This is a genomic window from Pseudomonas putida, from assembly GCF_002906855.1.
Lineage (GTDB): Bacteria > Pseudomonadota > Gammaproteobacteria > Pseudomonadales > Pseudomonadaceae > Aquipseudomonas > Aquipseudomonas putida_N.
In genome coordinates this window covers 1,175,879-1,199,354 of sequence record NZ_MINI01000028.1, presented here as the reverse complement: position 1 = coordinate 1,199,354, position 23,476 = coordinate 1,175,879, and the positions used below count along the sequence as shown (strand labels likewise).

The window sequence follows — 23,476 nt, the reverse complement described above, 5'->3', positions numbered from 1 at the left end:
CTGTCAGGGTTGCAGTTCGCGCACCGGCCGCACTTCGACGCTGCCGACTCGCGCCGCTGGTATGCCCTTGGCGATGTTCAGCGCCTCGTTGAGGTCACGGGCATCGACCAGGTAAAAGCCGGCGAGCTGCTCTTTGGTTTCGGCGAACGGGCCATCGGTGATGCTCATTCGCCCGGCGCGCATGCGCACGGTGGTGGCGGCCTGCACGGTTTTCAGCGCCTCGGCCGCGATGATGCGCCCGGAGCTCTGCAGCGATTCGGCGTAGGCCATGCACTCGGCATCTTCCGGGCTGTCGGGCAGGCTATGCAGCAGCCCTTCGTCACAATAGACCAGGCACAGGTATTTCATGGTCGTCTCCAGGCGTTGGCAACGTGCATTTGGCGATAGCCGATCAAGGCTTGAGATCGAACAGTGCTTTCTGGGTCTGCATGTCGAAGGGTGCCGACCAGTGTTCGTGGATCACCTGCCACTGGCCGCCAACCTTGCGGTAACCGACGGTGGCACGCATGAAGCCGCACTGACTCTCGTCATCCCCTGGGCCGCAGCGATTCAGCCAGTGAGCCAAACCCAGGTCACCGTCAGCGTGCACGGAGAGTTGAGCAAGCTCGAATACCATGGGCCCAGGACACATGCTCATGCACATTTCCCAATGGGCCTGGTAGGCGGCCTTGCCCTTGAACTGCAGTGACTGGATGGCATCGAAGGCGACGATGTCATCGGCGTAGGGCGCGGTGATGGCGGGGATGTCACGGTCACGCACGGCCTGCATCCAGCGTTCGATAAGCTGACGGATTTCATTTTCGGCTGCCGTGTTCATCGGGTGTTCCTCCAATCGTTCATGAGCGTTCGACACAGGGGTACCTGTGTCTTCAGCTTTTGGTCGAACGGTAGCCGGAGAAATCGACAGGGCTCAGGAAAATTTTGCCTCAGAGGTGCATCCCTTGAGTGCTGTGGGCGCCTATGAGATCGAGCGCCGCCCTAGAGGCTAACGCTTATGAATTCCCGATAACCGGAAACAATCACATACACCGCGAAATAGCAGAAAATCGCCGCCGACAGCAGGTACGACCAGGTCAGCAGGCGGTCCCCCAGCAAACGCCCGCCATGGCTGGCGATGCCACAAATGCCCATGCACCAGACCATTCCGGCAGCGAAGAAGCCCCCAAGAAACAGCCCTGCGTCCAGCAGGCTGCCAGCGCCGGAGCGGGCGATCAGCACGCCGCCGACCGCTGCGAACCAAAGGATGGCGCTGGGCGACGACATGGCCAGGAAGATGCCCCGCAGGAACTCGCGCCAGCCCGACTCCACCACCACCGTCGCGCTGGCCTCCATATGCCCGCCACGCCAGGCAGCCAGCAGCATCTTGATGGCGAACCACACCAGCAACGCCGAACCGCCAATCCACAAGGTCCAGCGCACGCTGTCGAACTGCAGCAGCACGGTCATGCCGGCAAGCGCCGCAATGGCGTAGATCAAGTCGCCCACGCAGGTCCCCAGGCCCAGCCAGAACCCCTGGAAGAAACCACGCTGCATGGCCAGGGTGATCATGGCGATGTTGGCCACGCCGATATCGAGGCACAACGACAGGCTGAGGAGGAAACCGTTGGAAAATGGCATGGGCTACTCATGGCAGGCTAACTGGCGCCGTAGAGCCTGCCACGAGTAATCCAGGGATTGGAAGGGCAACGCCTCAAGTCAGTTGCTGTTTGCCAGCACCTGCGCATAGCGCTCGCGATCCACGTTGGCCCCGCTCAGCACCACGGCCACGCGCTTGCCGGCCTGGCGTTCGCGCTCCTGCAGCAACGCGGCCAGCGCCGCAGCACCGGCACCTTCAGCGGTGTTGTGGGTGGTTTCGTGATAGATGCGCATGGCCGCTGCCACTTCGCTGTCGGTGACCCGCACGATACGTGCAGCATGCTCGCGAACCAGAGCAAACGCATCCGGGTGTGGTACCCGGCAGGCCATGCCATCGGCAAAGGTATCGGCCGTGGCTGTGGTGACGATGCGGCCCTGCTCGAAACTCTGCGCATAAGCATCGGCAGCACTGGACACAACGCCGACGATTTCGGTCTTCAGCCCCAGCAGGTTGCGCGCTTGGATCAGCCCGCAGATGCCCGAGCCCATGCCGATCGGCACGTACACGCAATCCAGGTCGGCCACGGCTTCGAAAAGCTCCAGAGCATAGGTGGCCACACCGCGCACCAGCTCAGGGTGGAATGACGGCACCATGTCGTAGCCCAACTCGTCCGCCAGGCGGGCCGCCTCTTCTCGGGCCACGTCGAAGTCGACACCGTGCTCCACCAGCTCGGCGCCCAGCGCGCGCATGGCGGCGTTCTTCTCTTTCGAGTTACCCTCGGGCACCACGATCACCAGCGGCACGCCGGCCTGGCTCGCGGCCAGCGCCATGCTCTGGCCGTGGTTGCCGCGGGTGGCGGTGACCAGGCCCCGCGGTGGCTTGCCGGCGGCCAGCAGCGACCGCACATACACCAACCCGCCGCGTACCTTGAAGGCGCCGGTGGGGGCGTGGTTTTCGTGCTTGACCCACAGTTTGCAACCCACCCGCTCGGCCAGCAGCGGCCAGGCGCGCTGAGGTGTCGGCGGAACGTGCTGGTGTACGAAATCGGCGGCTTCGCGCAGGGCAACAAGGTCGAACATGGCGATCATCCCTCTTCGATAGGTGGTTGATCCGATCCTAAGCGCCGGGCATTGTATGGGTACAACCTTATATTGCATGGGTAGCAATTTCGTGTGGATTCCGCAGCTGGTCGACGATGACCAACCCCGATATCTCGCCTTGGTCGATGCCATTGCCCACGCCATCGAAAGCGGCACCCTCAAGGTAGGTGACCGCCTGCCCCCGCAACGCCGGCTGGCCTGGAAACTGGGCCTCAACCCGAGTACCACCCAGCAGGCCTACCGCGAAGCTGCCGCGCGCCATCTGGTGGCTGGCGAAGTGGGCCGCGGTACCTACGTGCTGGCAGGCAGCAAGGAAGCGACCTTGTTCCGCATCAAGCATCACGACGGGCAACGCCCGCTGATCGACCTGTCGACCAACGTTCCGGTAGCCGATCCGCACAACCAAGACTTGCAAGACTGCTTGCGCAGCCTGCTGAAACGCCCCGACAGCAACTTGCTCGATCATTACCTGGGCCCCGAGCAATTGCTGCTAGGGCGCATTCGCGGCGCCCAGTGGATGGCAAACCGCGGCCTGGCCCTTTCAGCGGACGAGATGTTGCTGTGTGGCGCAGCCCAGCAAGCGCTGACACTGGTGCTGCAGTCGTTCTGCCAGGCTGGCGAGCCGGTCATGCTCGAGGCCCTGACCGCACCGGGCATCAAGGCGGCCTGTCGGCAACTGCGCCTGCCCGTGCATGGTGTGGCACTGGACGACCAGGGCCTGCGGCCCGATGACCTGGACCGTGTGGCGCGCGCCAGCGGTGCCCGCGTGCTGGTGACCACACCGACCCTGCACAACCCCACGGGCGCCTGCATGACGGATACTCGCCGAGCGGCAATTGCCGAGGTAGTCAAACGCCTGGGGCTGTTGCTGATCGAGGATGATGTGTATGGCGCATTCAGTGACCAAGCGCCGCTCTATCCACTACTGGGCGATCAAGGGATCTACATCAACAGCCTGTCCAAGACGGTGGCCGCTGGCCTGCGATTGGGATGGATTGCGGCCAGCCCGAAGCTGCTGGCACAGGTTGACCCGCATGCCCAGGCCAGCCACTGGTCGGTGTCGCCATTGAGCCTGGTTATCGCTTGCCAATGGATCGAAGACGGCACCGCTGCGCAGCGGCTAGCCTGGCAGAAAACGGAAATTACCGAACGATGGCGCCTGGCACGCAGACTGCTGGGTGATGGACTGCACAATACCGGGCAACCTTCGCCCCACGCGTGGCTGGCCACGCCGCAGGGCGCCGAGACGGTGGTCAGGCAATGTCGCGAGCACGCCGTGGAAATCGTCCCGGCCAGTGTGTTTGCCATTGGCGCGATCGAAGTGCAGGCAGTGCGCATCAGTTTGTCGGCGGCAAGTAGCCGAGCTGAACTGAAACAAGGCCTGGAGGTGGTACACAAGGTACTGTCGGGCCGATGAACCGGGGCACGCAAGCAGCTTCTTCGCTACGGCTCAACGCGAAGAGGCCGCCGCGGTAGGACGATCAACCCTGCTGGCAACCTTCGCCCATCGCCCGGTACTGAATGGTATGCACCTGGCCATGATGGTCTTCATAGGTCATGGTCGCAGGTACCACTTCGCAGACATTGGGGATGGTCGACAGGTTGATCACCCGTTTGATGTCAAGGTTCATGGAATAGTCGTACTGCTGAGCCACAGGCTCGCTGGAGACCGGCTTGGCCTCATCGGCGAGGGCGAACGAGGACATACCGACCAGTGCAAGAATCAGTAATGGTTTCATGGGGTTTGGCCTTTAAAGCAATCCAGCTGATCGCGTGACTTCTGATGCCGTCATGGCGCGGAGAAGTTGTCATCGACTGCGAAGATGACACGAAGTACCGTTCCCGCTTCGTCTACTGCCAGGGGGAATAGTTGAAATTCTACTCCTGGCCGGGAATAGTTGAACCCTGAACTCGGACATTCACCCTTGCAGGATTTGCAACAATCTGCGACAAAGCGCAACGGCTCGATGGCCTGAAATCACCGGGCTAGAGCCAACCGTTTCAGGTATACCCCATGACTGCCCTGCACTGCGCCCTGCTCATCGGGCCCGAGCGTCGATTGCTCGAACATTTCTACAAACAGCATGGTTCACGCATGCGCGCAGCCAATGATGGTGAATCGTGGGTAGCGCGCGGCGACGGGATCGTTGCCGGCCTTTGCCTCAGTGCCGTCGCCGACGGCCACTGGCTCACCGGGCTGTTCGTTGCCCCGCAGCAGCGCAAGCGTGGCGTGGCAACGCAGTTGGTCGAGGCGGCCCTGGCCGGGCACAGTGGCCCGACCTGGCTGTTCTGCCACCCCGACCTCGTGGCTTACTACCAGCGCCTGGGTTTCAACATCACCGCACACCTGCCCGAAGCCCTGGCCTCGCGCCTGCAACGCTACCAGCGCAGCAAAACCCTGCTGGCCATGGTGCGGGCTCAGTCGTCGCTGTCATCCAGCCCGGGGAACAGCACATCGGTATAGCCGAACTTGGCAAAGTCCTGAATACGCGAGGGGTACAAGCGGCCGATCAGGTGGTCGCACTCGTGCTGCACCACCCGCGCATGAAAGCCATCGGCAAAACGGTTGATCGGGTTACCCTGCGGGTCGATGCCTTCGTAGCTGATGTGCTTGAAGCGCGGCACCACACCACGCAGGCCGGGCACCGACAGGCAGCCCTCCCAACCGTCCTCGACTTCTGTGGTCAGTGGGGTGATCACCGGGTTGAGCAGGATGGTCTGCGGCACTGGTTCGGCATCCGGGTAACGCTCGCTGCGCTCGAAGCCAAAGATCACCAGCTGCAGGTCGATGCCGATCTGCGGCGCGGCCAGGCCAACGCCACCCACGTGCTGCATGGTTTCGAACATGTCGTCGATCAACTGCTGCAGTTCGCTGCTGCCGATCAGATGCTCAGGCACCGGGGGCGCGATGCGCAGCAGGCGCTCGTCGCCCATCTTGAGAATGTCACGGATCATCGCGGGTTCGGCTCGGTCGGTTGATGCTCGACCGGGTGTTCATGGCCGAGCACGGTGATGGTTTCCTGAGGTTTGGCGCCCTCGAAATCCTTCTCGCCCGGGTTCTTGCCCTCGCTCGACATGTGCTCGATCACCGCATTCATTTCCGCCCCCAGCAACAGCACGGCGGCAGAGATGTAGAAGTACAGCAACAGCACGATGATCGCACCGATGCTGCCATACATGGCGTTGTAGTCGGCAAAGGTCTTGACGTAGTAGGCAAAGCCCAGGGAGGCGATAATCCATACTACTACTGCCAGCACCGAACCGGGGGTGATGAAGCGAAACTTCTGCTTCACGTCCGGCATCACGTAATAGATCAATGCCACCGCGACCATCATCAGGATGATGATTGCGGGCCAGCGCAGCACGGTCCATACCGTGACGATCACTTCCTGCAGGCCGACCTGTGAGGCAATCCACTCCATCACCTGCGGCCCCAGCACCATCAGCGCGGCTGCCGCCAGCAGCATGCCGGCAATGCCGACGGTGTAGACGATCGACAGCGGAATGCGCTTCCACACCGGGCGGCCCTCGGGCACGTCATAGGCAGCGTTCATGGCGCTCATCATCAAGCGCACGCCGGCCGAGGCAGTCCACAGGGCGATGACGATACCCACCGACAGCAGCCCGCCCTTGGACTGCTGCAACTGGTCGATGACCGGGTTCACCTGCTCCAGCGCCTGGGGCGGCAACACCAGTTCCGATTGCAGGCGCAACCAGGAAAAAAAGTCCGGCAGGTGCAGGAAGCCGATCAGGGCGATCAGGAACAGCAGGAACGGGAACAGCGAAAACAGCATCTGGTAGGCCATCGCGGACGCGTAGGTCGACATCTCGTCATCGAGGAATTCCTTGACGGTGCGTACCAGCACGCGGTGCAGGGGCAGGCCGCGCAGGTCGGGGAAAATCATAGCGTCTCCTTTCGCCGCTTGATTCTTGAGTACAACGGGTGAGTCTAATAGACCACGCCGATGATGTACTGCTCCCAGCCATGCCAGAAGAAAATGCCTACACCTGTTTCTGCCTCTCACAGAGGCAGAAACAGGCCATCTCAGATCAAGGCTTCTTCACTGCATCCTTCACATTGCCCTTGATTTGCTGCGCTTCGCCTTTCAGTTCCTGGGCCTTGCCCTCGGCCCGCAGCTTGTCGTTGTCGGTCACCTTGCCGACGCCTTGTTTGACGTTACCGACCGCTTCGTTGGCCAGGCCTTTCGCTTTGTCCTTGGTGCCGCTCATGGCAAATCTCCTGCAAATGGAGACACGTGAACCGTGTCGACAGTCGGTGGACTGGGGACCTTGCGAAAGAGTTTCAACAATTTGCCTGGCCCAAGCCGAACGGCGAATCTGCGGGCGAATACCGCACCGAATAGGGCCAACTGCACTGCTCAATGCCCGGCGGCTCGCCTAGAATCGCTGCCAACCTGCGTATAAAAACAACAGTTTCCGGATATTTGTACCATGCGTCTGATGCCTCTGTTCGCGGCCCTGCTGCCGCTGTTGCCCTTACCTGCCCTGGCCGCCGCACCGGCCAGCGAAACCCTGAAAGTCGAGCGTTATGCCGACGATGGCCAACCCGGCACCCTGCGCTGGGCCATCGAAACCAGCAACCAGAACCCTGGCCACTACCGCATCGAGATCGCTGCCGTAGGCAAGCCGCCCTATGTGATTCGCCCGGCCCGCGCCCTGCCGGAAATCAAGGGCCCGGTGCAGATCACCGGCCTGCCCTTCACCCGTGACGGCCAGTACATCGCCATCGACGGTGCGGGATACATCAAGGACCAAGGCGTGCGCACCTGCCCCGGTGCCCTGCCCGGCCAGTTCGGCACCAACGTGCGCACCACCACCCACCCGGGGCTGGTGCTGCGCGACACCCAGGGCGTGCACCTGAGTGGCCTGGAGGTACGTAACTTCTGCATCGGCATCCTGGTCAACCGCGCCAGTGGCAACGTCATCGAAGACAACCGCATTGTCGCCAACAAAGGCGGCGCCGGCATCATGCTCACGGGCGACGACGGTGCCGGCAATCCGACCGCCACCACCACGGTCAACAACAAGGTGCTGCGCAACCAGCTGATCGACAACGGCGATGGCCTGGAACTGACCCGTGGCGCGGCCTTCAACCTGGTGGCCGACAACCTGTTCCGCTCCACCCCGGCCAACCCCGAGCCGTCCCAGGGCATCGAGATCCTGCTGGGCAATGACAACAGCGTGGTGCGCAACCGCTTCGAGAACTATTCCGACGGCCTGCAGATCAACTGGGGCAAGCGTAACTACCTCGCCGCCAACACCTTCAGCGGCAACTCGATCGGCGTCAGCATCACCGGCGAAGGCAACATCCTCGACAGCAACCTGATCCACGGCAACCGCATCGGCGTGGCCCTGCGCCCGGAGCCGGACGTCACCGCCACGCGCCTGAGCGGCAACCGCATCTGGGGCAACAACCAGGACATCCGCCGCTGCGAGGCCGGTGGTTCGTGCGTGCCGAACCAGCGGACCGGCGCCATCGTGTTCGGCGTGCCGGCCCAGGCCCATGCCTTGTATGTAGGCTCGCGTGGCGTCGGCGCGGATTTGCCGCAGAAGGACCAGGCGATCATCTGTGATGCCACGGGTGAACCCAAGCCATGCCAGCCACTGCCCAACCACAACCAGCAGCCGCCACGGCTGATCGCGCTGGACGGCAATGTGCTGCGGGGCGAGGTGCAGGGGCCGGTGTCGAGCCTGTTGCGCATCGAGGTGTTTGGCAATGCCCAGGCAGATGGGACCGAGGCAGAACAATATCTGGGGGATGTACTGGTGAACAGTGATGACAAAGGGCAGGCGCGGTTTGCCCAGGTGCTGGAGAATATCGGCGGGCTGAAGAGCTTTACGGCGACGGTGACCACTGCGGATGGGGCTACTTCAGAGTTGAGCAGGCCGCTCAGTCGTTGAGGCAACTGGCCCTTTCGCGGGACAAGCCCGCGCCTACAGGGATTGCGTATAGCCCGAGGCATGCGCTGTACCTGTAGGAGCGGGCTTGTCCCGCGAAAGGGCCGTCAAACCTTGCCGCGCCCTCTGCCACCCCTCACAATGCAGCCCTAATCAAGCGTCAACCCGCAGGAACCTGCATGAAACTCGACAAACCAGCCGCCATCGCCCGCCGCAACCAGGCCTTGGCCAACCCGGTGCTGACCAGCGCCAACACCTTGTTCGCCATCCTCGACCGCAAGCGCAACCTGTGGTGGTTCGAGGTGCCGGTGGCATTGCTGCGCAAGGGCCAGCCCGACTGGGTCAACCTGTTGCTGCACACGCCGGAAAGCGACGAGCTGCAGCACCTTAAGGTGCCGGTCAACTTCCTCCGTGCTCACCAGGAGCAGATGGAAGTGCGCAACCCCGGCAAGCGCCGCTCGACCATCAGCCTGGCCCTGAGCGCCGACCGTGACTCACTGCTGCGCGACACCCGTCCGGGTGGCGAGCAGCTGGACTTCCGGACCTTCGTGCAGGCCTGATCAGGCCTTTTCGATGCGCTCGTCATGGATGACGATGCGGCCCTGCTTGAACAACCCGCCAATGGCCTTCTTGAAGTTGCCCTTGCTGACGTTGAACATCTGGCTGATCACTTCCGGGGCGCTCTTGTCGCTCACCGCCAGCACCCCGCCTTCGGCCTCCAGGCGCGCCATGATGCGCTCCTGCAGGTCGTCGCCAAGCGCCTTGCCGACCGGCTGCAGGCTCAGGGCGATCTTGCCGTCATGGCGCACTTCCTTGATGAAACCTTCCACGTGCATGCCCGAACGCAGGAATTTGAACACCTCGTTCTTGTGGATCAGGCCCCAGTGGCGGTTGTTGATGATGGCCTTGAAGCCCATCGGCGTTTCGCCGGCCACCAACAATTCGACCGGCTGGCCAATCTGGTATTGAGCCGGGGTAACGTCCAGGTAGCGGTCCAGACGTGAAGTGGCGGTGATGCGGCGGGTGCGTTTGTCCAGGTAGACATGCACGACGCAGTAATCGCCGATTTTCAGTTGCCGGGCTTCTTCGGAATACGGCATCAGCAAGTCCTTGGGCAGCCCCCAATCGAGGAAGATACCGGCCCCGTTGATGTCCTTGACCTTGAGGCTGGCGAACTCGCCAACCTGCACCTTGGGCTTCTCGGTGGTGGCAATGAGCTTGTCATCGCTATCCAGATAGAGGAACACGTTCAGCCAGTCGTCTATCTCGGTTTCGGCGTTCTTCGGGATGTAACGCCCTGGCAGCAGGATCTCACCGTCGGAGCCGCCATCCAGGTACAGGCCGAATTCCACGTGTTTCACGATTTGCAAACTGTTGTAACGCCCAAGCAGAGCCATTTCCGATGTTCCTCAAGACAAGGCGGCTATTCTACACCTGAAGCCACTGCGCTGCCTGATCGCTGATGCGGCGGAACCGCGCCGCCCCCCCTTGCGTCTACCGATCAGCCAGCCACAGCCAGGACCTGCACATGCCTGTACGCCTGTCCAAAGCCCTGCTCATCGCCACCGCCTGCGCCGTTGCCTTGGCGGCCTGTAGCCGCATCGACCTCGCGTACCGCAACCTCGACCGCCTGGTGCCCTGGTCGCTGGGCGAGTACCTGGCGATGAACCGCGAACAGAAGGCAATGCTCGACGAACGGCTCAAGGAGCACCTGGCCTGGCACTGCAAGACCCAGCTGCCAGGCTACCTCGACTGGCTCGACCGGGTGCGCGACATGGTCGCCGAGGACCAGGTGACCGACCAGGCCCTGCAGCAGCGCACGGTCGAAGCGCGCCAGGCGATTGGCCGGGTAGCGGAAGAAATCACCCCCTCCGCCACCGAACTGCTGCGCGGCATGAGCGATGCGCAAGTCGCGGAAATGCGTGATGCCTTCCGCGACGATATCAACCAGCGGCAAAAGGAATATGTCGACACCCCCGTGGCCAAACAGATTGCACGCCGCACCGAGCGCATGGAAAAGCGCCTGATCAACTGGTTCGACGAGCTCAATCCTGCCCAGCGCCAGCGTGTGCAGGCCTGGTCGCAGGCGCTGGGTGACCAGAACCGCCAGTGGATCGCCAACCGCCAGCACTGGCAGCAACAGCTGATGCTGGCCATGAACCAGCGCAACGACGCCAGCTTCGAGCCGCGCCTGGCGACCTTGCTGCAACGCAAGGAAAGCCTGTGGACGCCCGAGTACCGGGCGGCCTATCAGAATACCGAGCAGCAGGCGCGCAGTTTGATTGTGGACCTGGTGCACTTGAGCACACCGGCGCAGCGGCAGTTCCTTCAGGAGCGGCTGGCCAAGGTGAGGACGGACTTCAGTGAGATGAAGTGTTTGAAAAGCTGAATGTTGGTAGCAGGCCGGGCCTGGAAACCCGCGATCACCGCCCCTTGCGCCGATAGGGAAACACATCGATCACCTTGCCTTCACGGATCGCCGCCTGCAGTCCCTTCCAGTAGTCCGCGTCATACAACTCGCCATGCAAGCTGCTGAACAACCGGCGCTGGCCAATATCGGCAAACAGGAACGGCGGGAACTCTTCGGGGAACACATCGTGCGGCCCGATCGAATACCACGGCTCGCCGGACATCTCATCCTCCGGGTAGCGCGGCGGCGGGATGTGCCGGAAGTTCACCTCGGTCAGGAAGCTGATCTCGTCATAGTCGTAGAACACCACCCGCCCGTGCCGGGTAACGCCGAAGTTCTTCAGCAGCATGTCACCCGGGAAGATGTTCGCCGCCGCCAGTTGCTTGATGGCCAGCCCGTAGTCGTCCAGCGCTTCGAGGACCTGCCCTTCGCTGGCGTGCTCCAGGTACAGGTTGAGCGGGGTCATGCGCCGCTCGGTCCAGCAGTGGCGGACCAGCACTGTGTCGCCTTCCAGCGCCACGGTCGAGGGCGCCACTTCCAGTAGCTCGGCCAGGCATTCGGGCTCGAACTTGCCACGCGGGAAGCGGAAATCGGCGAACTCCTGGGTATCGGCCATGCGCCCCACCCGATCGACACTTTTCACCAGACGGTACTTGTCGATCACCGTGGCGCGGTCGACGGTCTTGGACGGCGAGAAGCGATCCTTGATGATTTTGAACACGGTATTGAAGCCCGGCAGGGTAAACACGCTCATGACCATGCCGCGCACCCCGGGGGCCATGACGAAGCGGTCGTCACTGCTGGCCAGGTGGTTGATCAGGGCGCGATAGAACTCCGACTTGCCTTGCTTGTAGAAACCGATCGAGGTGTACAACTCGGCGATGTGCTTGCCCGGCAGGATGCGTTTCAAGAAGTTGACGAACTCCGCCGGTACCGGCACGTCGGCCATGAAGTACGAGCGGGTGAACGAGAAGATGATCGACACCTCGGCCTCGTCGGTGATCAGCGCATCGGCCTCGATGCCATGGCCTTCCCGGTGCAGCAGTGCGATTGCCAGCGGCCACTGCTCGTCAACGTTGTACAAGCGGCCGACCAGGTAGGCACCCTTGTTGCGGTACAACACCGGCACGAACAGCTCCACGGCCAGGGCCGGGTCCTTGCACACCCAGTCTGGCAGGCAGTCCTTCAGTTGTTCTTCAAGGCGTGCCACATCGCCTTCGAGATCGCCATAGGCGAAGGCATAGTCAGCGAAAATGGCCCGCAACAACCCCTTGAGGCTACCGCCGGGCGTGTAGGTACGGGTCTGCGCAGCGCGCTCATGGGTGCGGATCGAAGGCCGGGTGGTGTGGATGAACATGCAGCCGTCGCTGATCTGATCATGGCTGAACAAGCTGCAGAACAGCGAGTTGTACCAGGTCTCCGCCAGCTCGTCGTCCAGCCGTGGATCGATCAGGCGGATGTAGGCGTTTTTCACCAGCGGCCACTGTTCCACATCCAGCAGCACCTCTTCGTCGAAACCATCGCGCAGCCATGCGTTGACCTCGCCGACTTTCTGTTCGTACAGGTTGATCCGCACTGCCGACGCCCGCTGGATGTCCTGCCAGCGCGCCTGCTCGAAGCGCTCACGGGCGCCGAGGGTGATACGGCGAAAGTGCTCTCGGTAGTCGTCGAAGCCGTCGAGGATCATCCGCGCGATCTCGCCGGCGGGCCAATGCTGGGTCATGCGCAACACCTCGGGGCTGGGTGAGCTATGAGCTTAGCCCGCGAAGAGGCCGGTACAGGTTTACAGCGCAAGAAAGCACAAGAATCGCCCAGGCGAGTCACGTACACTCGCGCCCTGCCCTGTACCCGGAGACCGTTGTGAGCCCCATCGCCCTAGCCCGCCTGCTGACCCTTGCCGCTGTCTGGGGGGCGAGTTTCCTGTTCATGCGCATCATCGCCCCCGAGCTGGGTACCGTTCCTACGGCGTTCTTCCGTGTATCCATCGCCTGCCTGGGCCTGATCGCCATCCTCGCCGCCACCCGGGTGCGCTGGGATTTCGACGGCAAGCTCGGCGCCTGCCTGGTGCTGGGCATGATCAACTCGGGCATCCCGGCCACCTTCTACTCCGTGGCCGCACAAGTACTACCCGCCGGCTATTCGGCCATTTTCAACGCCACCACGCCACTGATGGGCGTGTTGATCGGCGCGCTGTTCTTCCGCGAGGCAATGACCCTGCCCAAGCTCGGCGGCATTTTCCTCGGCCTGTTCGGTGTCGGCATCCTCAGCGGCGCCGGCCCGGTAGCTTTGGACATGGCCCTGGTGCAAGGTGCTCTGGCCTGCCTGGCGGCCACCACCTGCTACGGCTTCGCCGGCTTCCTCGCACGGCGCTGGATCAGCGGCCTGGACAGCCGCCTGTCGGCCCTGGGCAGCATGCTCGGCGCCACCTTGATGCTGAGCCCGCTGTTCGCCTGGAGCGCCCTGACCCAGCCACCGGCAAGCTGGGGCGGCTGGCAGGTATGGCTGTCGCTGCTGGGCCTGGGCCTGCTGTGCACCGCCTTCGCCTACATCCTGTACTTCCGCCTGCTGGCCGAGATCGGCCCGGTCAAGGCCAGCACCGTAACCTTCCTGATCCCGGTGTTCGGTGTATTGTGGGGAGCGTGGCTGCTCGACGAGCCCTTGTCGATGGCCCATATGTATGGCGGTGTGCTGATTGCCCTGGCGCTGTGGCTGGTACTGCGCCCGGCGCGCACGTGAGGCGATGCGGACCATGAGCGACACATTCAAGAAGGTGCTGTTCCGCCTGGAACAGGACGCGAGCGGCTACCCGCCAGCCTCGGTGGAAGGCTTGTGGACACAGGCGGTCGCTGGAGGCTATCGGGTCGATAGCATCCCCTTCCACGTCTACGGTATCGCCCCCGGCGACATCATCAGCATTCGCCACGAGGGTGACCAGGCCTGGTTCGACGCCTTGCAGCAGAGCGCCGGAGGGTCGGTGTTCCGGGTTGTCGTCAGGCCACCGGAAACCCTGGAGCAGGTGCACGCAGCCCTGGCCGAATTCGGCTGCGCCTGCGAGGTGGAAAAAGCAGTCAGGATGCTGGCAGTCGAAGTGCCGGCCAGGCAATCGGCCGACACCCTGCTCTACTACCTGCTGACCCAGCGCGAAGCCGGCACCCTGGACTTCGAGGAAGGCGTATTGCGCCACGCCATCCCCGAAGAGTTTCGCTAGGCCTTACGCCTCAGCCAGCCGCGCCGCCGGCTTGCGGAACACGAACAGCAGGCCGACCACGATCAGCCCCATGCCCAGCAGGCTCAACGGCGCCAGGCGGTTGCCGAAGATCAGCAAGTCCATCACCGCGGTTACGGCCGGCACCAGGTAGAACAGGCTGGTGACATTGACCAGGTTACCCTTGGCGATCAGCCGGTACAGCAGCAGGGTAGCCAGCAGTGACACCACCAGCCCCATCCACAGCAGCGCGCCGACGAAGCCGCCGGTCCATTCCACGTGCAGCGGTTGCAGCGGCGCGAACACGGCGCACATGGCAAAGCCGGCGATGTACTGCAACGGCAGTGTGCCCATCGGGTTGTCGGTAATGCGCTTCTGCAGGATCGAGCCGAAGGTCATGCTGGCCAGCGCCAGCAGGGCGAACAGCATGCCAAGCAACGAAACCCCGCCGAGGTTGATGCCCTGATAGACCACCATCACCAGCCCGCCAAGCCCCAGGCCCAGGCCGAACAAGCGGCTCCAGGAACGCTGGCGCTCCATCAGCACCACGGTAAGGATCGGTTGCACCCCCATCACCGTGGCCATCACGCCAGGGGTAACGTGGGTGTTGAGCGCCAGCAGGTAGAAGATCTGATAGGCGCCAAGCAGCACGCAGCCGGTGCCCAGGGCACGCAGGATCGCCCCGCGTGTACGCGGCCAGCGCAGGCCCAGCAACGGGCCGATCAGCAGCAGGCCGGACAGGGCCAGCGCCGAGCGCAGCAGCAGGAAGGCGAAGGGGCTGGCATGGGCCAGGCCAAGCTTGGAAACGATCGCGCCACTGCTCCAGAGCAGGACGAACAGGCTGGTGGTGGCCGCCGAGGCCACGGATGCTTTGTTGAAGACAGACATGTATTGCCACCTGATATAAGGCGAATAAGCCAGACGGCGGGCGTGAACTTCAGCGAGGGAAGGTGCCGACCGTGTTCAGTAGGTTGCGGGTGCGAAGGGATGCGGCCAAAAGCCGATCAGCCCAGCACGACCACGCAAGGAGGCGGAGCTACGCCGCCTACGACGCCACTGACAGGTGGTGGTGGGTAGTGACTGATCATGACCGGCTGCTGGCTGCCACACACGACCATGCCCGCGACTGGCGCGATGGCAAAGCTTGCGGTGGAAGGGATGGCTGGCATGATCGGGTCTTCAGGGAAGAGAAGTGTTTCGGAATATAGCGGTGAATTCGGGGTTGGGCAATAGCCTGTTCCGGCCTCTTCGCGGGACAAGCCCGCTCCTACAGGGATAGCGTAGTCTGTGTAGGCGCGGGCTTGTCCCGCGAAGAGGCCGGCCCTGCAATCAGAACAACCAGCGGTACAGCAAGTAAGCCACCACCACCGCCAGCACCGGCCGCAGAATGCGGTAGGCCTTGGGGTTGGCACGCTTGAACTGCTTCATGCGGGTGCTGATCTTGTTGCTGAAGCGCTTGCTCCAGGCGTACGCCTGGTTGATCCCGCCCACACGTTCGTCATCGGTGTTCTGCGGCGCGGTGGCGCGGCCGAGGAAGGCGCTGACCTTGCGGTTGACGCGGGTCATCAGCGGGCTGCTCAGCGGGCGCTCGATGTCGCAGAACAGAATCACCCGGGTCACGTCGGTTTCGTTCTTGACCCAGTGCACGTAAGTCTCGTCGAACATCACGTCCTCGCCGTCACGCCAGGCGTATTCCTCGCCATCGACGTAGATGCGGCAGGCGTCGGAGTTGGGGGTCGACAAGCCCAGGTGGTAGCGCAGGGAGCCGGCAAACGGGTCGCGATGCGGGTTCAGGTGGCTGCCACCGGGCAGCAGGGCGAACATAGCCCCTTTCACGTTGGGAATGCTGCTGACCAGCTCGACGGTTTTCGGGCACAGGGCTTCTGCAGACGGCAGCGGCTTGTCGTACCACTTCAGGTAAAAGCGCTTCCAGCCTTTCTTGAAGAACGAACCGAAGCCAGCGTCGTTGTCCTTCTCGGCAGCACGGATGTAACCCTCGTCGAACAGGCGCATGGCCTCCTCGCGGATTACCTGCCAGTTGTCCTTGAGCACGTCCAGTTCGGGGAAACGCTGGCGGTCCAGGTAGGGCTTGGACGGCACACCGGAAAACAGGTACATCAGGCTGTTATAAGGTGCAAACAGCGCCGAATGGTTAACGAACTGGCGCAGTACCGGCAGGCGTGCCTTGCCGCGCAGGTGCACGTACAGCACGCTGCCGAAGAACACCAGCAGCACACCTGCCTTGGCGAGGAAGGAAAAGGTCATGCATCACTCCTTGGAGTGGAAGCAGGCCAGCGCTGCCTGCTTCCAGAAAAATCATCCGGCCATCATAAACCCATCCCGCCCCGGTAAAAACAACCAGGGCGGGATCTCACTCATGAAGATTTTGCAATAAACCAGGCCGCCGAATGTTGCGCCGGATCAGCGACCGGGCTGATTACTGCTGGTTTTCCTGCTCGCTGAACAGGTCGCTGAACAGCATGCTGGACAGATAACGCTCGCCCGAGTCGGGCAGAATTACGACGATGGTCTTACCCTGCATCTCCGGTTTCTCGGCCAGGCGCACGGCTGCGGCCATGGCTGCACCACAGGAAATACCGCAGAGTATGCCTTCTTCCTGCATCAGGCGAATGGCCATGGCCTTGGACTCTTCATCGGTCACGGTCTCGACCTTGTCGACGATCGACAGGTCGAGGTTTTTCGGAACGAAACCGGCGCCGATGCCCTGGATCTTGTGCGGACTGGGCTTGAGTTCTTCGCCGGCCAGGGTCTGGCTGATCAGCGGCGAAGCCACCGGTTCGACCGCCACCGACAGGATCGATTTGCCCTGGGTGTGCTTGATGTAGCGCGACACGCCGGTAATGGTGCCGCCGGTGCCAACACCTGCAACCAGCACGTCGACTGCGCCGTCGGTGTCGTTCCAGATTTCAGGCCCGGTGGTCTTCTCATGGATCGCCGGGTTGGCCGGGTTCTCGAACTGGCCCGGCAGGAAGTACTGGGCCGGGTCGGAGGCAACGATTTCGTTGGCTTTCTCGATGGCGCCCTTCATGCCCTTGGCCGGCTCGGTCAGCACCAGCTCTGCGCCCAGCGCCTTGAGCACCTTGCGGCGCTCCAGGCTCATGGACGCCGGCATGGTCAGGATCAGCTTGTAGCCACGGGCGGCGGCAACGAACGCCAGACCGATACCGGTGTTGCCCGAGGTCGGCTCGACGATGGTCATGCCCGGCTTGAGTTTGCCGCTGCTCTCGGCGTCCCAGACCATGTTCGCGCCAATCCGGCACTTGACCGAGTAGCCCGGGTTGCGCCCTTCGATCTTGGCCAGGATGGTCACCCCGCGCGGGGCGATGCGGTTGATCTGCACCAGCGGCGTGTTGCCGATGGAGTGGGCGTTGTCTGCAAAGATACGGCTCATGGCAGGGTCCTTGAACATGAGAAACAGCAGGAGAGACTTAAAGGGTAAGCCCGCCCCGGTGGCCAGTAAAGCCTGTTCGAACTCCCAGGCTTTGCCTGCGGTCAACCGTGCAACCCGCTGCGGAGAGCCTTGCGATGAAAGCTCGCTACCGCTGGCCGCTGATTGGCCTGGCCAGCCTGATCGTGCTGCTGGTAGCCCTGCAGGTGGCCCTGCCCTACCTGGTGCGCGACTACCTGAACGACAAGCTTGCCCATATGGGCGAGTACCGCGGCCAGGTGGCCGACGTCGACCTGGCCTGGTGGCGCGGCGCCTACCAGATCAACGGGCTGAAGATCGTCAAGACCAGCGGCAAGGTACCGGTGCCGTTACTGAATGCGCCGCTGATCGACCTGTCGGTGAGCTGGCATTCGCTGATCTACGACAAGGCTGTGGTTGCCAAGGTGACCTTCAGGCGCCCCGAACTCAACTTCGTCGATGGCGGCAGCAAGCAGGCCTCGCAGACAGGCCGGGGGACCGACTGGCGCCAGCAGCTGGAAAAACTGTTGCCGATCACCCTCAACGAAGTGCAGATCGAAAATGGCACGCTGACCTTTCGCAACTTCAACTCCAAGCCACCGGTCGACCTCAAGGCCACGCAACTCGATGCCAACATCCGCAACCTGACCAATGTGCGCGACGAAAAAGGCCGGCGCGATGCCAGCTTCGACGCCAACGCCCTACTGCTGGGCGATGCCAAGGTCGAGAGCCGAGCCACCTTCGACCCGTTCAGCGATTTTGACGATTTCGAATTCCGCCTGCGTGCCACCGGCATCGAGCTGCGCAAGCTCAATGATTTCTCCAGCGCCTACGGCAAGTTCGATTTCAATGCCGGGCACGGCGACCTGGTGATCGAGGCCCAGGCCGAAGACGGCCGGCTGCACGGTTACATCAAGCCGTTATTGCGCGACGTCGATGTGTTCGACTGGCAGCAGGACGTGGAGAACAAGAACAAGAACATCTTCCGCTCGGTCTGGGAGGCGCTGGTGGGAGCCAGCGAGACAGTCCTGAAGAACCAGCCGAAAAACCAGTTCGCCACCCGCGTCGAGCTCAGTGGCAGCGTGCACAAGCAGGACATCAGTGCCTTAGAGGCGTTTCTGCAGATCCTGCGCAACGGCTTCATCCAGGCGTTCAATGCACGCTATGAACAGCCTCCACCCAAGCCTGACTGAATCTTTGTGACGAGCCATTCAGGGACTGAATACCCGGTCTGCGTTTCCAGCTGCCTGGGCCCGCGTTATAGTCGTTGGCAAACTATAGGCACCCCGCAGAGGACAGACTCATGAAGTTCGAAGGCACCCGCGACTACGTCGCCACAGACGACCTGAAACTGGCGGTCAACGCGGCCATCACCCTCGAACGCCCGCTGCTGGTCAAGGGCGAGCCCGGCACCGGCAAGACCATGCTCGCCGAGCAGCTCGCGGCCTCGTTCGGCGCACGCCTGATCACCTGGCACATCAAGTCCACGACCAAGGCCCACCAGGGCCTCTACGAGTACGACGCGGTCAGCCGCCTGCGCGACTCGCAGCTGGGCGTGGACAAGGTCCACGACGTGCGCAATTACCTGAAGAAAGGCAAGCTGTGGGAAGCCTTCGAAGCCAATGAGCGGGTGATTCTGCTGATCGATGAAATCGACAAGGCCGACATCGAGTTCCCCAACGACCTGCTGCAGGAACTCGACAAGATGGAGTTCTACGTCTACGAAATCGACGAGACCATCAAGGCCAAGCAGCGCCCGATCATCATCATCACCTCCAACAACGAAAAAGAGCTGCCCGACGCCTTCCTGCGCCGCTGCTTCTTCCACTACATCGCCTTCCCCGACCGCGGCACCCTGCAGCAGATCGTCGACGTGCACTACCCGAACATCAGCCAGTCGCTGGTCAGCGAGGCGCTGGACGTGTTCTTCGACGTGCGCAAGGTACCGGGCCTGAAGAAAAAGCCATCCACCTCCGAGCTGGTCGACTGGCTCAAGCTGCTGATGGCCGACAACATCGGCGAAGCCGTGCTGCGCGAACGCGACCCGACCAAAGCCATCCCGCCGCTGGCAGGTGCCCTGGTGAAGAACGAGCAGGACGTGCAACTGCTCGAGCGCCTGGCCTTCATGAGCCGGCGCGGCAACCGCTGACAGGAGCCGGGCCATGCTGCTCAACCTGTTCAATGAAATGCGCGCGGCCAAGGTGCCGGTTTCGGTGCGCGAGCTGCTCGACCTGCACCACGCCCTGCAAAAAGGCGTGGTGTTCGCCGACATGGACGCCTTCTACTACCTCGCCCGCGCCATCCTGGTGAAGGACGAGCGCCACTTCGACAAGTTCGACCGCGCCTTCGCCGCCTACTTCAAGGGCCTGGAAAACCTCGACCGGCACATCGAGGCGCTGATCCCCGATGAATGGCTGCGCAAGGAATTCGAACGTTCGCTCACCGACGAGGAACGCGCGCAGATCCAGTCGCTGGGCGGCCTGGACAAACTCATCGAGGAATTCAAGAAGCGCCTCGAAGAGCAGAAGGAACGCCACGCCGGTGGCAACAAGTGGATCGGCACCGGCGGCACCAGCCCGTTCGGCTCGGGCGGCTTCAACCCTGAAGGCATCCGCGTCGGCGAGGCCGGCAAGCGCCAGGGCAAGGCGGTAAAAGTCTGGGACCAGCGCGAATACAAGAACCTCGACGACCAGGTCGAACTGGGCACGCGCAACATCAAGCTGGCTCTGCGCCGGCTGCGCAAGTTCGCCCGCGAAGGCGCTGCCGAAGAACTCGACATCGACGGCACCATCGACCACACCGCGCGTGACGCCGGCCTGCTGAACATCCAGATGCGCCCGGAACGGCGCAACACGGTGAAACTGCTGTTGCTGTTCGACATCGGCGGTTCGATGGACGCCCACGTCAAGGTCTGCGAAGAGCTGTTCTCGGCCTGCAAGACCGAGTTCAAGCACCTGGAGTACTACTACTTCCACAACTTCGTGTACGAATCGGTGTGGAAGAACAACCTGCGCCGCACCTCGGAGCGCTTCTCCACCTTCGACCTGCTGCATAAGTACGGCGACGACTACAAGGTGGTGTTCGTCGGCGATGCAGCCATGGCGCCGTACGAGATCACCCAGCCGGGGGGTAGCGTCGAGCACTGGAACGAAGAGGCCGGGTATGTGTGGATGCAGCGTTTCAAGGAGAAATTCAGGAAGATCATCTGGATCAACCCGTATCCCAAGCAGGCCTGGGACTACACGGCTTCGACCCATTTGGTGCGGGATCTGATCGAGGACAAGATGTATCCGCTGACCTTGCAAGGGCTGGAAGAAGGGATGCGTTACCTGTCCAAGTGATTTCTCCTGTGCCGGCCCTTTCGCGGGACAAGCCCGCTCCTACAGAAACCGCGCAATTCCTGACATTGCGCAATTTCTGTAGGAGCGGGCTTGTCCCGCGAAAGGGCCCGTGGCCTTACAACCAACGGCCCAGATAAACCTGCTGCTCGCGCCAAGCCTGGTCCTGCACCACCGCCCTGAACCGTACCACCGCCCCCGGCATGCACTGCGCCAGCTGCGCCAACGCCAACGGCGTCACTGCTCCCAGTCGCGGATACCCGCCAATGGTCTGCCGATCATTGAGCAGCACGATCGGTTGCCCGTCTGGTGGCACCTGCACCGCCCCCAGCGGGATCCCTTCGGAAATCATTGGCGCCCCCTGGTAGACCAGCTCTGGCCCCAATAAGCGAATGCCCATGCGGTCGGCGCGGCTGTCCAGCGTCCAGTCACGGTTGAACGCTTCAAACAGACTGGTCCCGCTGAAATCACCGATCTGCGCGCCCATCACCAGGTCGAGCACAGGCTTGGCCACATAGCTCGGGCGCATGGCCGCCGGTACTTCGCGCAAGGCCGGCGAACCACCGGCAAAAGTGAGAACCTGCCCTTTCCCCAGCGCTGACCCTCGCCCATCAATCCCCCCCAGCTCCTCGCGCACGACCGTGGCACAGCTGCCCAGCACATCCTCACCGACAAACCCGCCCGGAGCTGCCAGATACGCCCGCACACCTTGCTTTGGCTGCTTCAGGGCCAAGCGTTGCCCTTTAGCCAGAACGAAGCTGCGCCACGGTAGCAGTGGCTGATCATCCACCTGTGCCTCCAGGTCAGCCCCGGCCAGCGCCAGCACGCAATCCTGCTCGGCCACCAGCGCAAAACCACCCAGCGCAACTTCGACCACCGGCGCTGCCAGCGGGTTACCCAGCAGCCAGTTGGCCCAGTGCATTGCCACCCAATCCAGCGCCCCACCCTGGGTCACGCCCAAGTGCCGCACGCCAAAGCGCCCGGCATCCTGCAACTGGCACAGGGCAGTACTGGCCTCGATCTTCAACTGCTTCATCCTTGCGCCTCCACATCACCGCCCAGGGCCAGGAATTCGTCACGCGACACCGCCACGAAACGCACCCGGTCGCCCGGCTGCAGCAGGCTGTAGCCTTCACGTTCGCGGTCGAACAGGCGTACCGGGGTGCGCCCGATCAGGTTCCAGCCTCCCGGCGACACTGCGGGATAAGCCGCCGTTTGGCGTTCGGCGATACCCACGCTGCCGGCCGCCACACGCTTGCGCGGGGTGCTCAGACGCGGGCTGGCCAGGCGTTCGTCGACCAGCCCCATGAAGCCGAAACCGGGGGCGAAACCCAGGGCAAACACCGGGTACTCGCGCTCGCTGTGCAGGTGGATCACCTCCGCTTCGCTCAGCCCGCTGCGCGCTGCGAGCACAGGCAGTTCCGGGCCGACGCTAGCGTCGTACCACACCGGGATTTCATGGCGCCGCCCCGCGCTGCCGGTGTCCGGCTTCAAGCCCTCCAGCGCCTGGGTGATCAGCGCCCGCGCCTCACCCGGTGGCAGATCGAACTGCACCATCAGCGTGGTGTAGGACGGCACCAGATCTACCAAGTGCTCGCCGAACGCCGCGCTCAGACGCTGGCTGGCGGCGAGCATCCAGGGCATGTTGGCTTCGTCGATACGGTCGAACAGGCGCACCATCAGGCTGTCGATGGCCACGACTTCGATACGCAGCTTCATCGCACCTCCAGCGCATCGAGGGCGTGGCGGATCTGCCGCACGGCCGCTACCGAGCTGTCGTTGTCGCCATGGACGCAGAGGGTGCTGGCGGCCAGTTGCAGCGCGCTGCCATCATCCGCCACCAGCGTTTCACCACGGGCCAGGCGCAGGGCCTGTTCGACCACCAGCGCCGAGTCATGGTGCACCGCGCCCGGCAGACGCCGCGAGACCAGGTGGCCGCTGGCGGTGTAGGCGCGGTCGGCGAAGGCTTCGAACCATAGCGGCACGCCGACTTCATCGCCCAGGGCCTGGGCCGCGCTGTTGTCAGCTGTGGCCATGAGCATCAGCGGCAAGCCACTGCCATAGGCCGCCACGGCTTCCAGCACGGTGCGCAGCTTGAGCGGGTCGGCCATCATGTCGTTGTACAGCGCGCCGTGGGGCTTCACATAGGCCACGCGGCCGCCGAGCACCTTGCAGATGCCATCCAGGGCACCGATCTGGTAATGCAGCAGGTCGCGGATTTCTTCAGGGCTGCAGGCCATGGAGCGGCGGCCGAAGCCGACCAGGTCCGGATAGGCCGGGTGCGCGCCGATGGTCACACCGTGCTCCAGCGCCATGGCCACGGTGCGGCGCATGATGCTCGGGTCGCCGGCGTGGTAGCCGCAGGCGATGTTGGCGCAGTCGATGTAGGGCATCACCTCGGCATCCAGGCCCATGCGCCAGCTGCCGTAACTTTCACCCATGTCGCAATTGAGTAGCAGGGGTTTCACCTGACGTGCTCCCGTGTCGATGGTCATAGGCCT

General features: G+C 63.0%; 28 protein-coding genes. 11 read left to right on the top strand and 17 right to left on the bottom strand.

The annotated features are described in order from the left end of the window. Positions 1-3: 3 nt before the first annotated feature. From BGP85_RS06045 to BGP85_RS06030, 4 genes are all read right to left on the bottom strand, one after another. Positions 4-348, bottom strand: coding sequence for a YciI family protein (locus tag BGP85_RS06045; protein ID WP_103446365.1), 345 nt, complete (start codon positions 346-348; stop codon positions 4-6). 43 nt (positions 349-391) lie between these two features. After that, positions 392-817 (bottom strand): YybH family protein, encoded by a 426-nt coding sequence (locus tag BGP85_RS06040; RefSeq protein ID WP_103446364.1) that lies wholly within the window; start codon positions 815-817, stop codon positions 392-394. A 161-nt stretch (positions 818-978) separates the two neighbouring features. Beyond that, a complete protein-coding gene (locus tag BGP85_RS06035) occupies positions 979-1,617 on the bottom strand; it encodes a LysE family translocator (protein ID WP_103446363.1) in 639 nt (212 codons plus the stop codon). A 78-nt stretch (positions 1,618-1,695) separates the two neighbouring features. Further along, a complete protein-coding gene (locus BGP85_RS06030) occupies positions 1,696-2,655 on the bottom strand; it encodes a threonine dehydratase (RefSeq protein WP_103448211.1) in 960 nt (319 codons plus the stop codon). Positions 2,656-2,731: 76 nt separating this feature from the next. Here BGP85_RS06030 and BGP85_RS06025 point away from each other — a divergent pair, with 76 nt between their 5' ends. Then, entirely contained in the window at positions 2,732-4,093 is a 1,362-nt protein-coding gene (locus BGP85_RS06025) for an aminotransferase-like domain-containing protein (protein WP_103446362.1), read from the top strand. 64 nt (positions 4,094-4,157) lie between these two features. Here the strand turns inward: BGP85_RS06025 and BGP85_RS06020 are convergent, their stop codons facing one another. Continuing rightward, positions 4,158-4,415 (bottom strand): DUF2790 domain-containing protein, encoded by a 258-nt coding sequence (locus tag BGP85_RS06020; protein ID WP_054885703.1) that lies wholly within the window; start codon positions 4,413-4,415, stop codon positions 4,158-4,160. Positions 4,416-4,690: 275 nt separating this feature from the next. Here BGP85_RS06020 and BGP85_RS06015 point away from each other — a divergent pair, with 275 nt between their 5' ends. After that, positions 4,691-5,140 (top strand): GNAT family N-acetyltransferase, encoded by a 450-nt coding sequence (locus BGP85_RS06015; RefSeq protein ID WP_181004459.1) that lies wholly within the window; start codon positions 4,691-4,693, stop codon positions 5,138-5,140. On the opposite strand, the gene def is transcribed toward BGP85_RS06015, so the two are convergent. The 3 genes from def to BGP85_RS06000 all read right to left on the bottom strand — a co-directional run bounded on the left by def (position 5,095) and on the right by BGP85_RS06000 (position 6,906). Further along, positions 5,095-5,631 (bottom strand): peptide deformylase, encoded by a 537-nt coding sequence (gene def / locus BGP85_RS06010; protein WP_103446361.1) that lies wholly within the window; start codon positions 5,629-5,631, stop codon positions 5,095-5,097. The genes BGP85_RS06015 and def overlap by 46 nt on opposite strands. Further along, complete coding sequence (locus BGP85_RS06005) at positions 5,628-6,581, bottom strand: YihY/virulence factor BrkB family protein (protein WP_103446360.1); 954 nt, start codon at positions 6,579-6,581, stop codon at positions 5,628-5,630. Before BGP85_RS06005 ends, def begins: the two co-directional genes overlap by 4 nt. Before the next feature lie 145 nt (positions 6,582-6,726). Beyond that, complete coding sequence (locus BGP85_RS06000; protein ID WP_060510377.1) at positions 6,727-6,906, bottom strand: CsbD family protein; 180 nt, start codon at positions 6,904-6,906, stop codon at positions 6,727-6,729. Positions 6,907-7,128: 222 nt separating this feature from the next. On the opposite strand from BGP85_RS06000, the gene BGP85_RS05995 reads away from it, so the two are divergent. After that, positions 7,129-8,598, top strand: coding sequence for a right-handed parallel beta-helix repeat-containing protein (locus tag BGP85_RS05995; RefSeq protein WP_103446359.1), 1,470 nt, complete (start codon positions 7,129-7,131; stop codon positions 8,596-8,598). Between the two features lie 176 nt (positions 8,599-8,774). Then, positions 8,775-9,155, top strand: a complete 381-nt coding sequence (locus tag BGP85_RS05990) for a hypothetical protein (RefSeq protein WP_060510375.1) — start codon at positions 8,775-8,777, stop codon at positions 9,153-9,155. Here the strand turns inward: BGP85_RS05990 and BGP85_RS05985 are convergent, their stop codons facing one another. Beyond that, positions 9,156-9,992, bottom strand: a complete 837-nt coding sequence (locus tag BGP85_RS05985) for a CvfB family protein (protein WP_103446358.1) — start codon at positions 9,990-9,992, stop codon at positions 9,156-9,158. Between the two features lie 131 nt (positions 9,993-10,123). On the opposite strand from BGP85_RS05985, the gene BGP85_RS05980 reads away from it, so the two are divergent. After that, positions 10,124-10,984, top strand: coding sequence for a DUF6279 family lipoprotein (locus BGP85_RS05980; protein WP_103446357.1), 861 nt, complete (start codon positions 10,124-10,126; stop codon positions 10,982-10,984). A gap of 34 nt (positions 10,985-11,018) precedes the next feature. On the opposite strand, the gene aceK is transcribed toward BGP85_RS05980, so the two are convergent. Continuing rightward, complete coding sequence (gene aceK / locus BGP85_RS05975) at positions 11,019-12,728, bottom strand: bifunctional isocitrate dehydrogenase kinase/phosphatase (protein WP_103446356.1); 1,710 nt, start codon at positions 12,726-12,728, stop codon at positions 11,019-11,021. Positions 12,729-12,865: 137 nt separating this feature from the next. Here aceK and BGP85_RS05970 point away from each other — a divergent pair, with 137 nt between their 5' ends. Beyond that, a complete protein-coding gene (locus tag BGP85_RS05970) occupies positions 12,866-13,741 on the top strand; it encodes a DMT family transporter (RefSeq protein WP_103446355.1) in 876 nt (291 codons plus the stop codon). Between the two features lie 13 nt (positions 13,742-13,754). Next, positions 13,755-14,213, top strand: coding sequence for a DUF4265 domain-containing protein (locus BGP85_RS05965; protein WP_103446354.1), 459 nt, complete (start codon positions 13,755-13,757; stop codon positions 14,211-14,213). A gap of 3 nt (positions 14,214-14,216) precedes the next feature. Here BGP85_RS05965 and BGP85_RS05960 read toward each other — a convergent pair whose 3' ends face one another. The 3 genes from BGP85_RS05960 to BGP85_RS05955 all read right to left on the bottom strand — a co-directional run bounded on the left by BGP85_RS05960 (position 14,217) and on the right by BGP85_RS05955 (position 16,475). Beyond that, positions 14,217-15,098, bottom strand: a complete 882-nt coding sequence (locus BGP85_RS05960; protein WP_103446353.1) for a DMT family transporter — start codon at positions 15,096-15,098, stop codon at positions 14,217-14,219. A gap of 116 nt (positions 15,099-15,214) precedes the next feature. Continuing rightward, positions 15,215-15,379: a hypothetical protein gene (locus tag BGP85_RS29180; protein ID WP_181004458.1), complete on the bottom strand. Its 165-nt coding sequence runs from the start codon at positions 15,377-15,379 to the stop codon at positions 15,215-15,217. A 160-nt stretch (positions 15,380-15,539) separates the two neighbouring features. Next, positions 15,540-16,475 carry an aspartyl/asparaginyl beta-hydroxylase domain-containing protein gene (locus BGP85_RS05955; protein ID WP_103446352.1) on the bottom strand — a complete coding sequence of 312 codons (936 nt, stop codon included), beginning with the start codon at positions 16,473-16,475 and terminating at the stop codon, positions 15,540-15,542. On the opposite strand from BGP85_RS05955, the gene BGP85_RS29175 reads away from it, so the two are divergent. Next, positions 16,474-16,605 carry a hypothetical protein gene (locus tag BGP85_RS29175; RefSeq protein WP_258035844.1) on the top strand — a complete coding sequence of 44 codons (132 nt, stop codon included), beginning with the start codon at positions 16,474-16,476 and terminating at the stop codon, positions 16,603-16,605. The two genes, BGP85_RS05955 and BGP85_RS29175, sit on opposite strands and share 2 nt — an antisense overlap. Before the next feature lie 42 nt (positions 16,606-16,647). On the opposite strand, the gene cysK is transcribed toward BGP85_RS29175, so the two are convergent. Continuing rightward, positions 16,648-17,622 (bottom strand): cysteine synthase A, encoded by a 975-nt coding sequence (gene cysK / locus BGP85_RS05950; RefSeq protein WP_103446351.1) that lies wholly within the window; start codon positions 17,620-17,622, stop codon positions 16,648-16,650. 134 nt (positions 17,623-17,756) lie between these two features. On the opposite strand from cysK, the gene BGP85_RS05945 reads away from it, so the two are divergent. From BGP85_RS05945 to BGP85_RS05935, 3 genes are all read left to right on the top strand, one after another. After that, positions 17,757-18,830, top strand: a complete 1,074-nt coding sequence (locus BGP85_RS05945) for a DUF748 domain-containing protein (protein ID WP_103446350.1) — start codon at positions 17,757-17,759, stop codon at positions 18,828-18,830. 110 nt (positions 18,831-18,940) lie between these two features. Next, positions 18,941-19,786: an AAA family ATPase gene (locus BGP85_RS05940; RefSeq protein ID WP_103446349.1), complete on the top strand. Its 846-nt coding sequence runs from the start codon at positions 18,941-18,943 to the stop codon at positions 19,784-19,786. A gap of 13 nt (positions 19,787-19,799) precedes the next feature. After that, complete coding sequence (locus BGP85_RS05935) at positions 19,800-20,978, top strand: vWA domain-containing protein (RefSeq protein ID WP_103446348.1); 1,179 nt, start codon at positions 19,800-19,802, stop codon at positions 20,976-20,978. A gap of 115 nt (positions 20,979-21,093) precedes the next feature. Here the strand turns inward: BGP85_RS05935 and BGP85_RS05930 are convergent, their stop codons facing one another. Genes BGP85_RS05930 through BGP85_RS05920 form a run of 3 tightly spaced genes read right to left on the bottom strand, consistent with a single transcriptional unit; the run spans position 21,094 to position 23,470 of the window. Beyond that, entirely contained in the window at positions 21,094-22,011 is a 918-nt protein-coding gene (locus BGP85_RS05930) for a 5-oxoprolinase subunit C family protein (RefSeq protein ID WP_103446347.1), read from the bottom strand. Further along, complete coding sequence (gene pxpB, locus BGP85_RS05925) at positions 22,008-22,694, bottom strand: 5-oxoprolinase subunit PxpB (protein WP_103446346.1); 687 nt, start codon at positions 22,692-22,694, stop codon at positions 22,008-22,010. Before pxpB ends, BGP85_RS05930 begins: the two co-directional genes overlap by 4 nt. Next, a complete protein-coding gene (locus BGP85_RS05920; protein ID WP_103446345.1) occupies positions 22,691-23,470 on the bottom strand; it encodes a 5-oxoprolinase subunit PxpA in 780 nt (259 codons plus the stop codon). The genes pxpB and BGP85_RS05920 overlap by 4 nt, the downstream gene beginning before the upstream one ends. Positions 23,471-23,476 lie beyond the last annotated feature (6 nt).

What these genes read in the sequence shown, in the direction of transcription:
- BGP85_RS06045 (WP_103446365.1), bottom strand. Translation starts at nt 348, where the DNA reads ATGAAATACCTGTGCCTGGTCTATTGTGACGAAGGGCTGCTGCATAGC.
- BGP85_RS06040 (WP_103446364.1), bottom strand. Translation starts at nt 817, where the DNA reads ATGAACACGGCAGCCGAAAATGAAATCCGTCAGCTTATCGAACGCTGG.
- BGP85_RS06035 (WP_103446363.1), bottom strand. Translation starts at nt 1,617, where the DNA reads ATGCCATTTTCCAACGGTTTCCTCCTCAGCCTGTCGTTGTGCCTCGAT.
- BGP85_RS06030 (WP_103448211.1), bottom strand. Translation starts at nt 2,655, where the DNA reads ATGTTCGACCTTGTTGCCCTGCGCGAAGCCGCCGATTTCGTACACCAG.
- BGP85_RS06025 (WP_103446362.1), top strand. Translation starts at nt 2,732, where the DNA reads ATGGGTAGCAATTTCGTGTGGATTCCGCAGCTGGTCGACGATGACCAA.
- BGP85_RS06020 (WP_054885703.1), bottom strand. Translation starts at nt 4,415, where the DNA reads ATGAAACCATTACTGATTCTTGCACTGGTCGGTATGTCCTCGTTCGCC.
- BGP85_RS06015 (WP_181004459.1), top strand. Translation starts at nt 4,691, where the DNA reads ATGACTGCCCTGCACTGCGCCCTGCTCATCGGGCCCGAGCGTCGATTG.
- def (WP_103446361.1), bottom strand. Translation starts at nt 5,631, where the DNA reads ATGATCCGTGACATTCTCAAGATGGGCGACGAGCGCCTGCTGCGCATC.
- BGP85_RS06005 (WP_103446360.1), bottom strand. Translation starts at nt 6,581, where the DNA reads ATGATTTTCCCCGACCTGCGCGGCCTGCCCCTGCACCGCGTGCTGGTA.
- BGP85_RS06000 (WP_060510377.1), bottom strand. Translation starts at nt 6,906, where the DNA reads ATGAGCGGCACCAAGGACAAAGCGAAAGGCCTGGCCAACGAAGCGGTC.
- BGP85_RS05995 (WP_103446359.1), top strand. Translation starts at nt 7,129, where the DNA reads ATGCGTCTGATGCCTCTGTTCGCGGCCCTGCTGCCGCTGTTGCCCTTA.
- BGP85_RS05990 (WP_060510375.1), top strand. Translation starts at nt 8,775, where the DNA reads ATGAAACTCGACAAACCAGCCGCCATCGCCCGCCGCAACCAGGCCTTG.
- BGP85_RS05985 (WP_103446358.1), bottom strand. Translation starts at nt 9,992, where the DNA reads ATGGCTCTGCTTGGGCGTTACAACAGTTTGCAAATCGTGAAACACGTG.
- BGP85_RS05980 (WP_103446357.1), top strand. Translation starts at nt 10,124, where the DNA reads ATGCCTGTACGCCTGTCCAAAGCCCTGCTCATCGCCACCGCCTGCGCC.
- aceK (WP_103446356.1), bottom strand. Translation starts at nt 12,728, where the DNA reads ATGACCCAGCATTGGCCCGCCGGCGAGATCGCGCGGATGATCCTCGAC.
- BGP85_RS05965 (WP_103446354.1), top strand. Translation starts at nt 13,755, where the DNA reads ATGAGCGACACATTCAAGAAGGTGCTGTTCCGCCTGGAACAGGACGCG.
- BGP85_RS05960 (WP_103446353.1), bottom strand. Translation starts at nt 15,098, where the DNA reads ATGTCTGTCTTCAACAAAGCATCCGTGGCCTCGGCGGCCACCACCAGC.
- BGP85_RS29180 (WP_181004458.1), bottom strand. Translation starts at nt 15,379, where the DNA reads ATGCCAGCCATCCCTTCCACCGCAAGCTTTGCCATCGCGCCAGTCGCG.
- BGP85_RS29175 (WP_258035844.1), top strand. Translation starts at nt 16,474, where the DNA reads ATGCATCACTCCTTGGAGTGGAAGCAGGCCAGCGCTGCCTGCTTCCAG.
- BGP85_RS05955 (WP_103446352.1), bottom strand. Translation starts at nt 16,475, where the DNA reads ATGACCTTTTCCTTCCTCGCCAAGGCAGGTGTGCTGCTGGTGTTCTTC.
- cysK (WP_103446351.1), bottom strand. Translation starts at nt 17,622, where the DNA reads ATGAGCCGTATCTTTGCAGACAACGCCCACTCCATCGGCAACACGCCG.
- BGP85_RS05945 (WP_103446350.1), top strand. Translation starts at nt 17,757, where the DNA reads ATGAAAGCTCGCTACCGCTGGCCGCTGATTGGCCTGGCCAGCCTGATC.
- BGP85_RS05940 (WP_103446349.1), top strand. Translation starts at nt 18,941, where the DNA reads ATGAAGTTCGAAGGCACCCGCGACTACGTCGCCACAGACGACCTGAAA.
- BGP85_RS05935 (WP_103446348.1), top strand. Translation starts at nt 19,800, where the DNA reads ATGCTGCTCAACCTGTTCAATGAAATGCGCGCGGCCAAGGTGCCGGTT.
- BGP85_RS05930 (WP_103446347.1), bottom strand. Translation starts at nt 22,011, where the DNA reads ATGAAGCAGTTGAAGATCGAGGCCAGTACTGCCCTGTGCCAGTTGCAG.
- pxpB (WP_103446346.1), bottom strand. Translation starts at nt 22,694, where the DNA reads ATGAAGCTGCGTATCGAAGTCGTGGCCATCGACAGCCTGATGGTGCGC.
- BGP85_RS05920 (WP_103446345.1), bottom strand. Translation starts at nt 23,470, where the DNA reads ATGACCATCGACACGGGAGCACGTCAGGTGAAACCCCTGCTACTCAAT.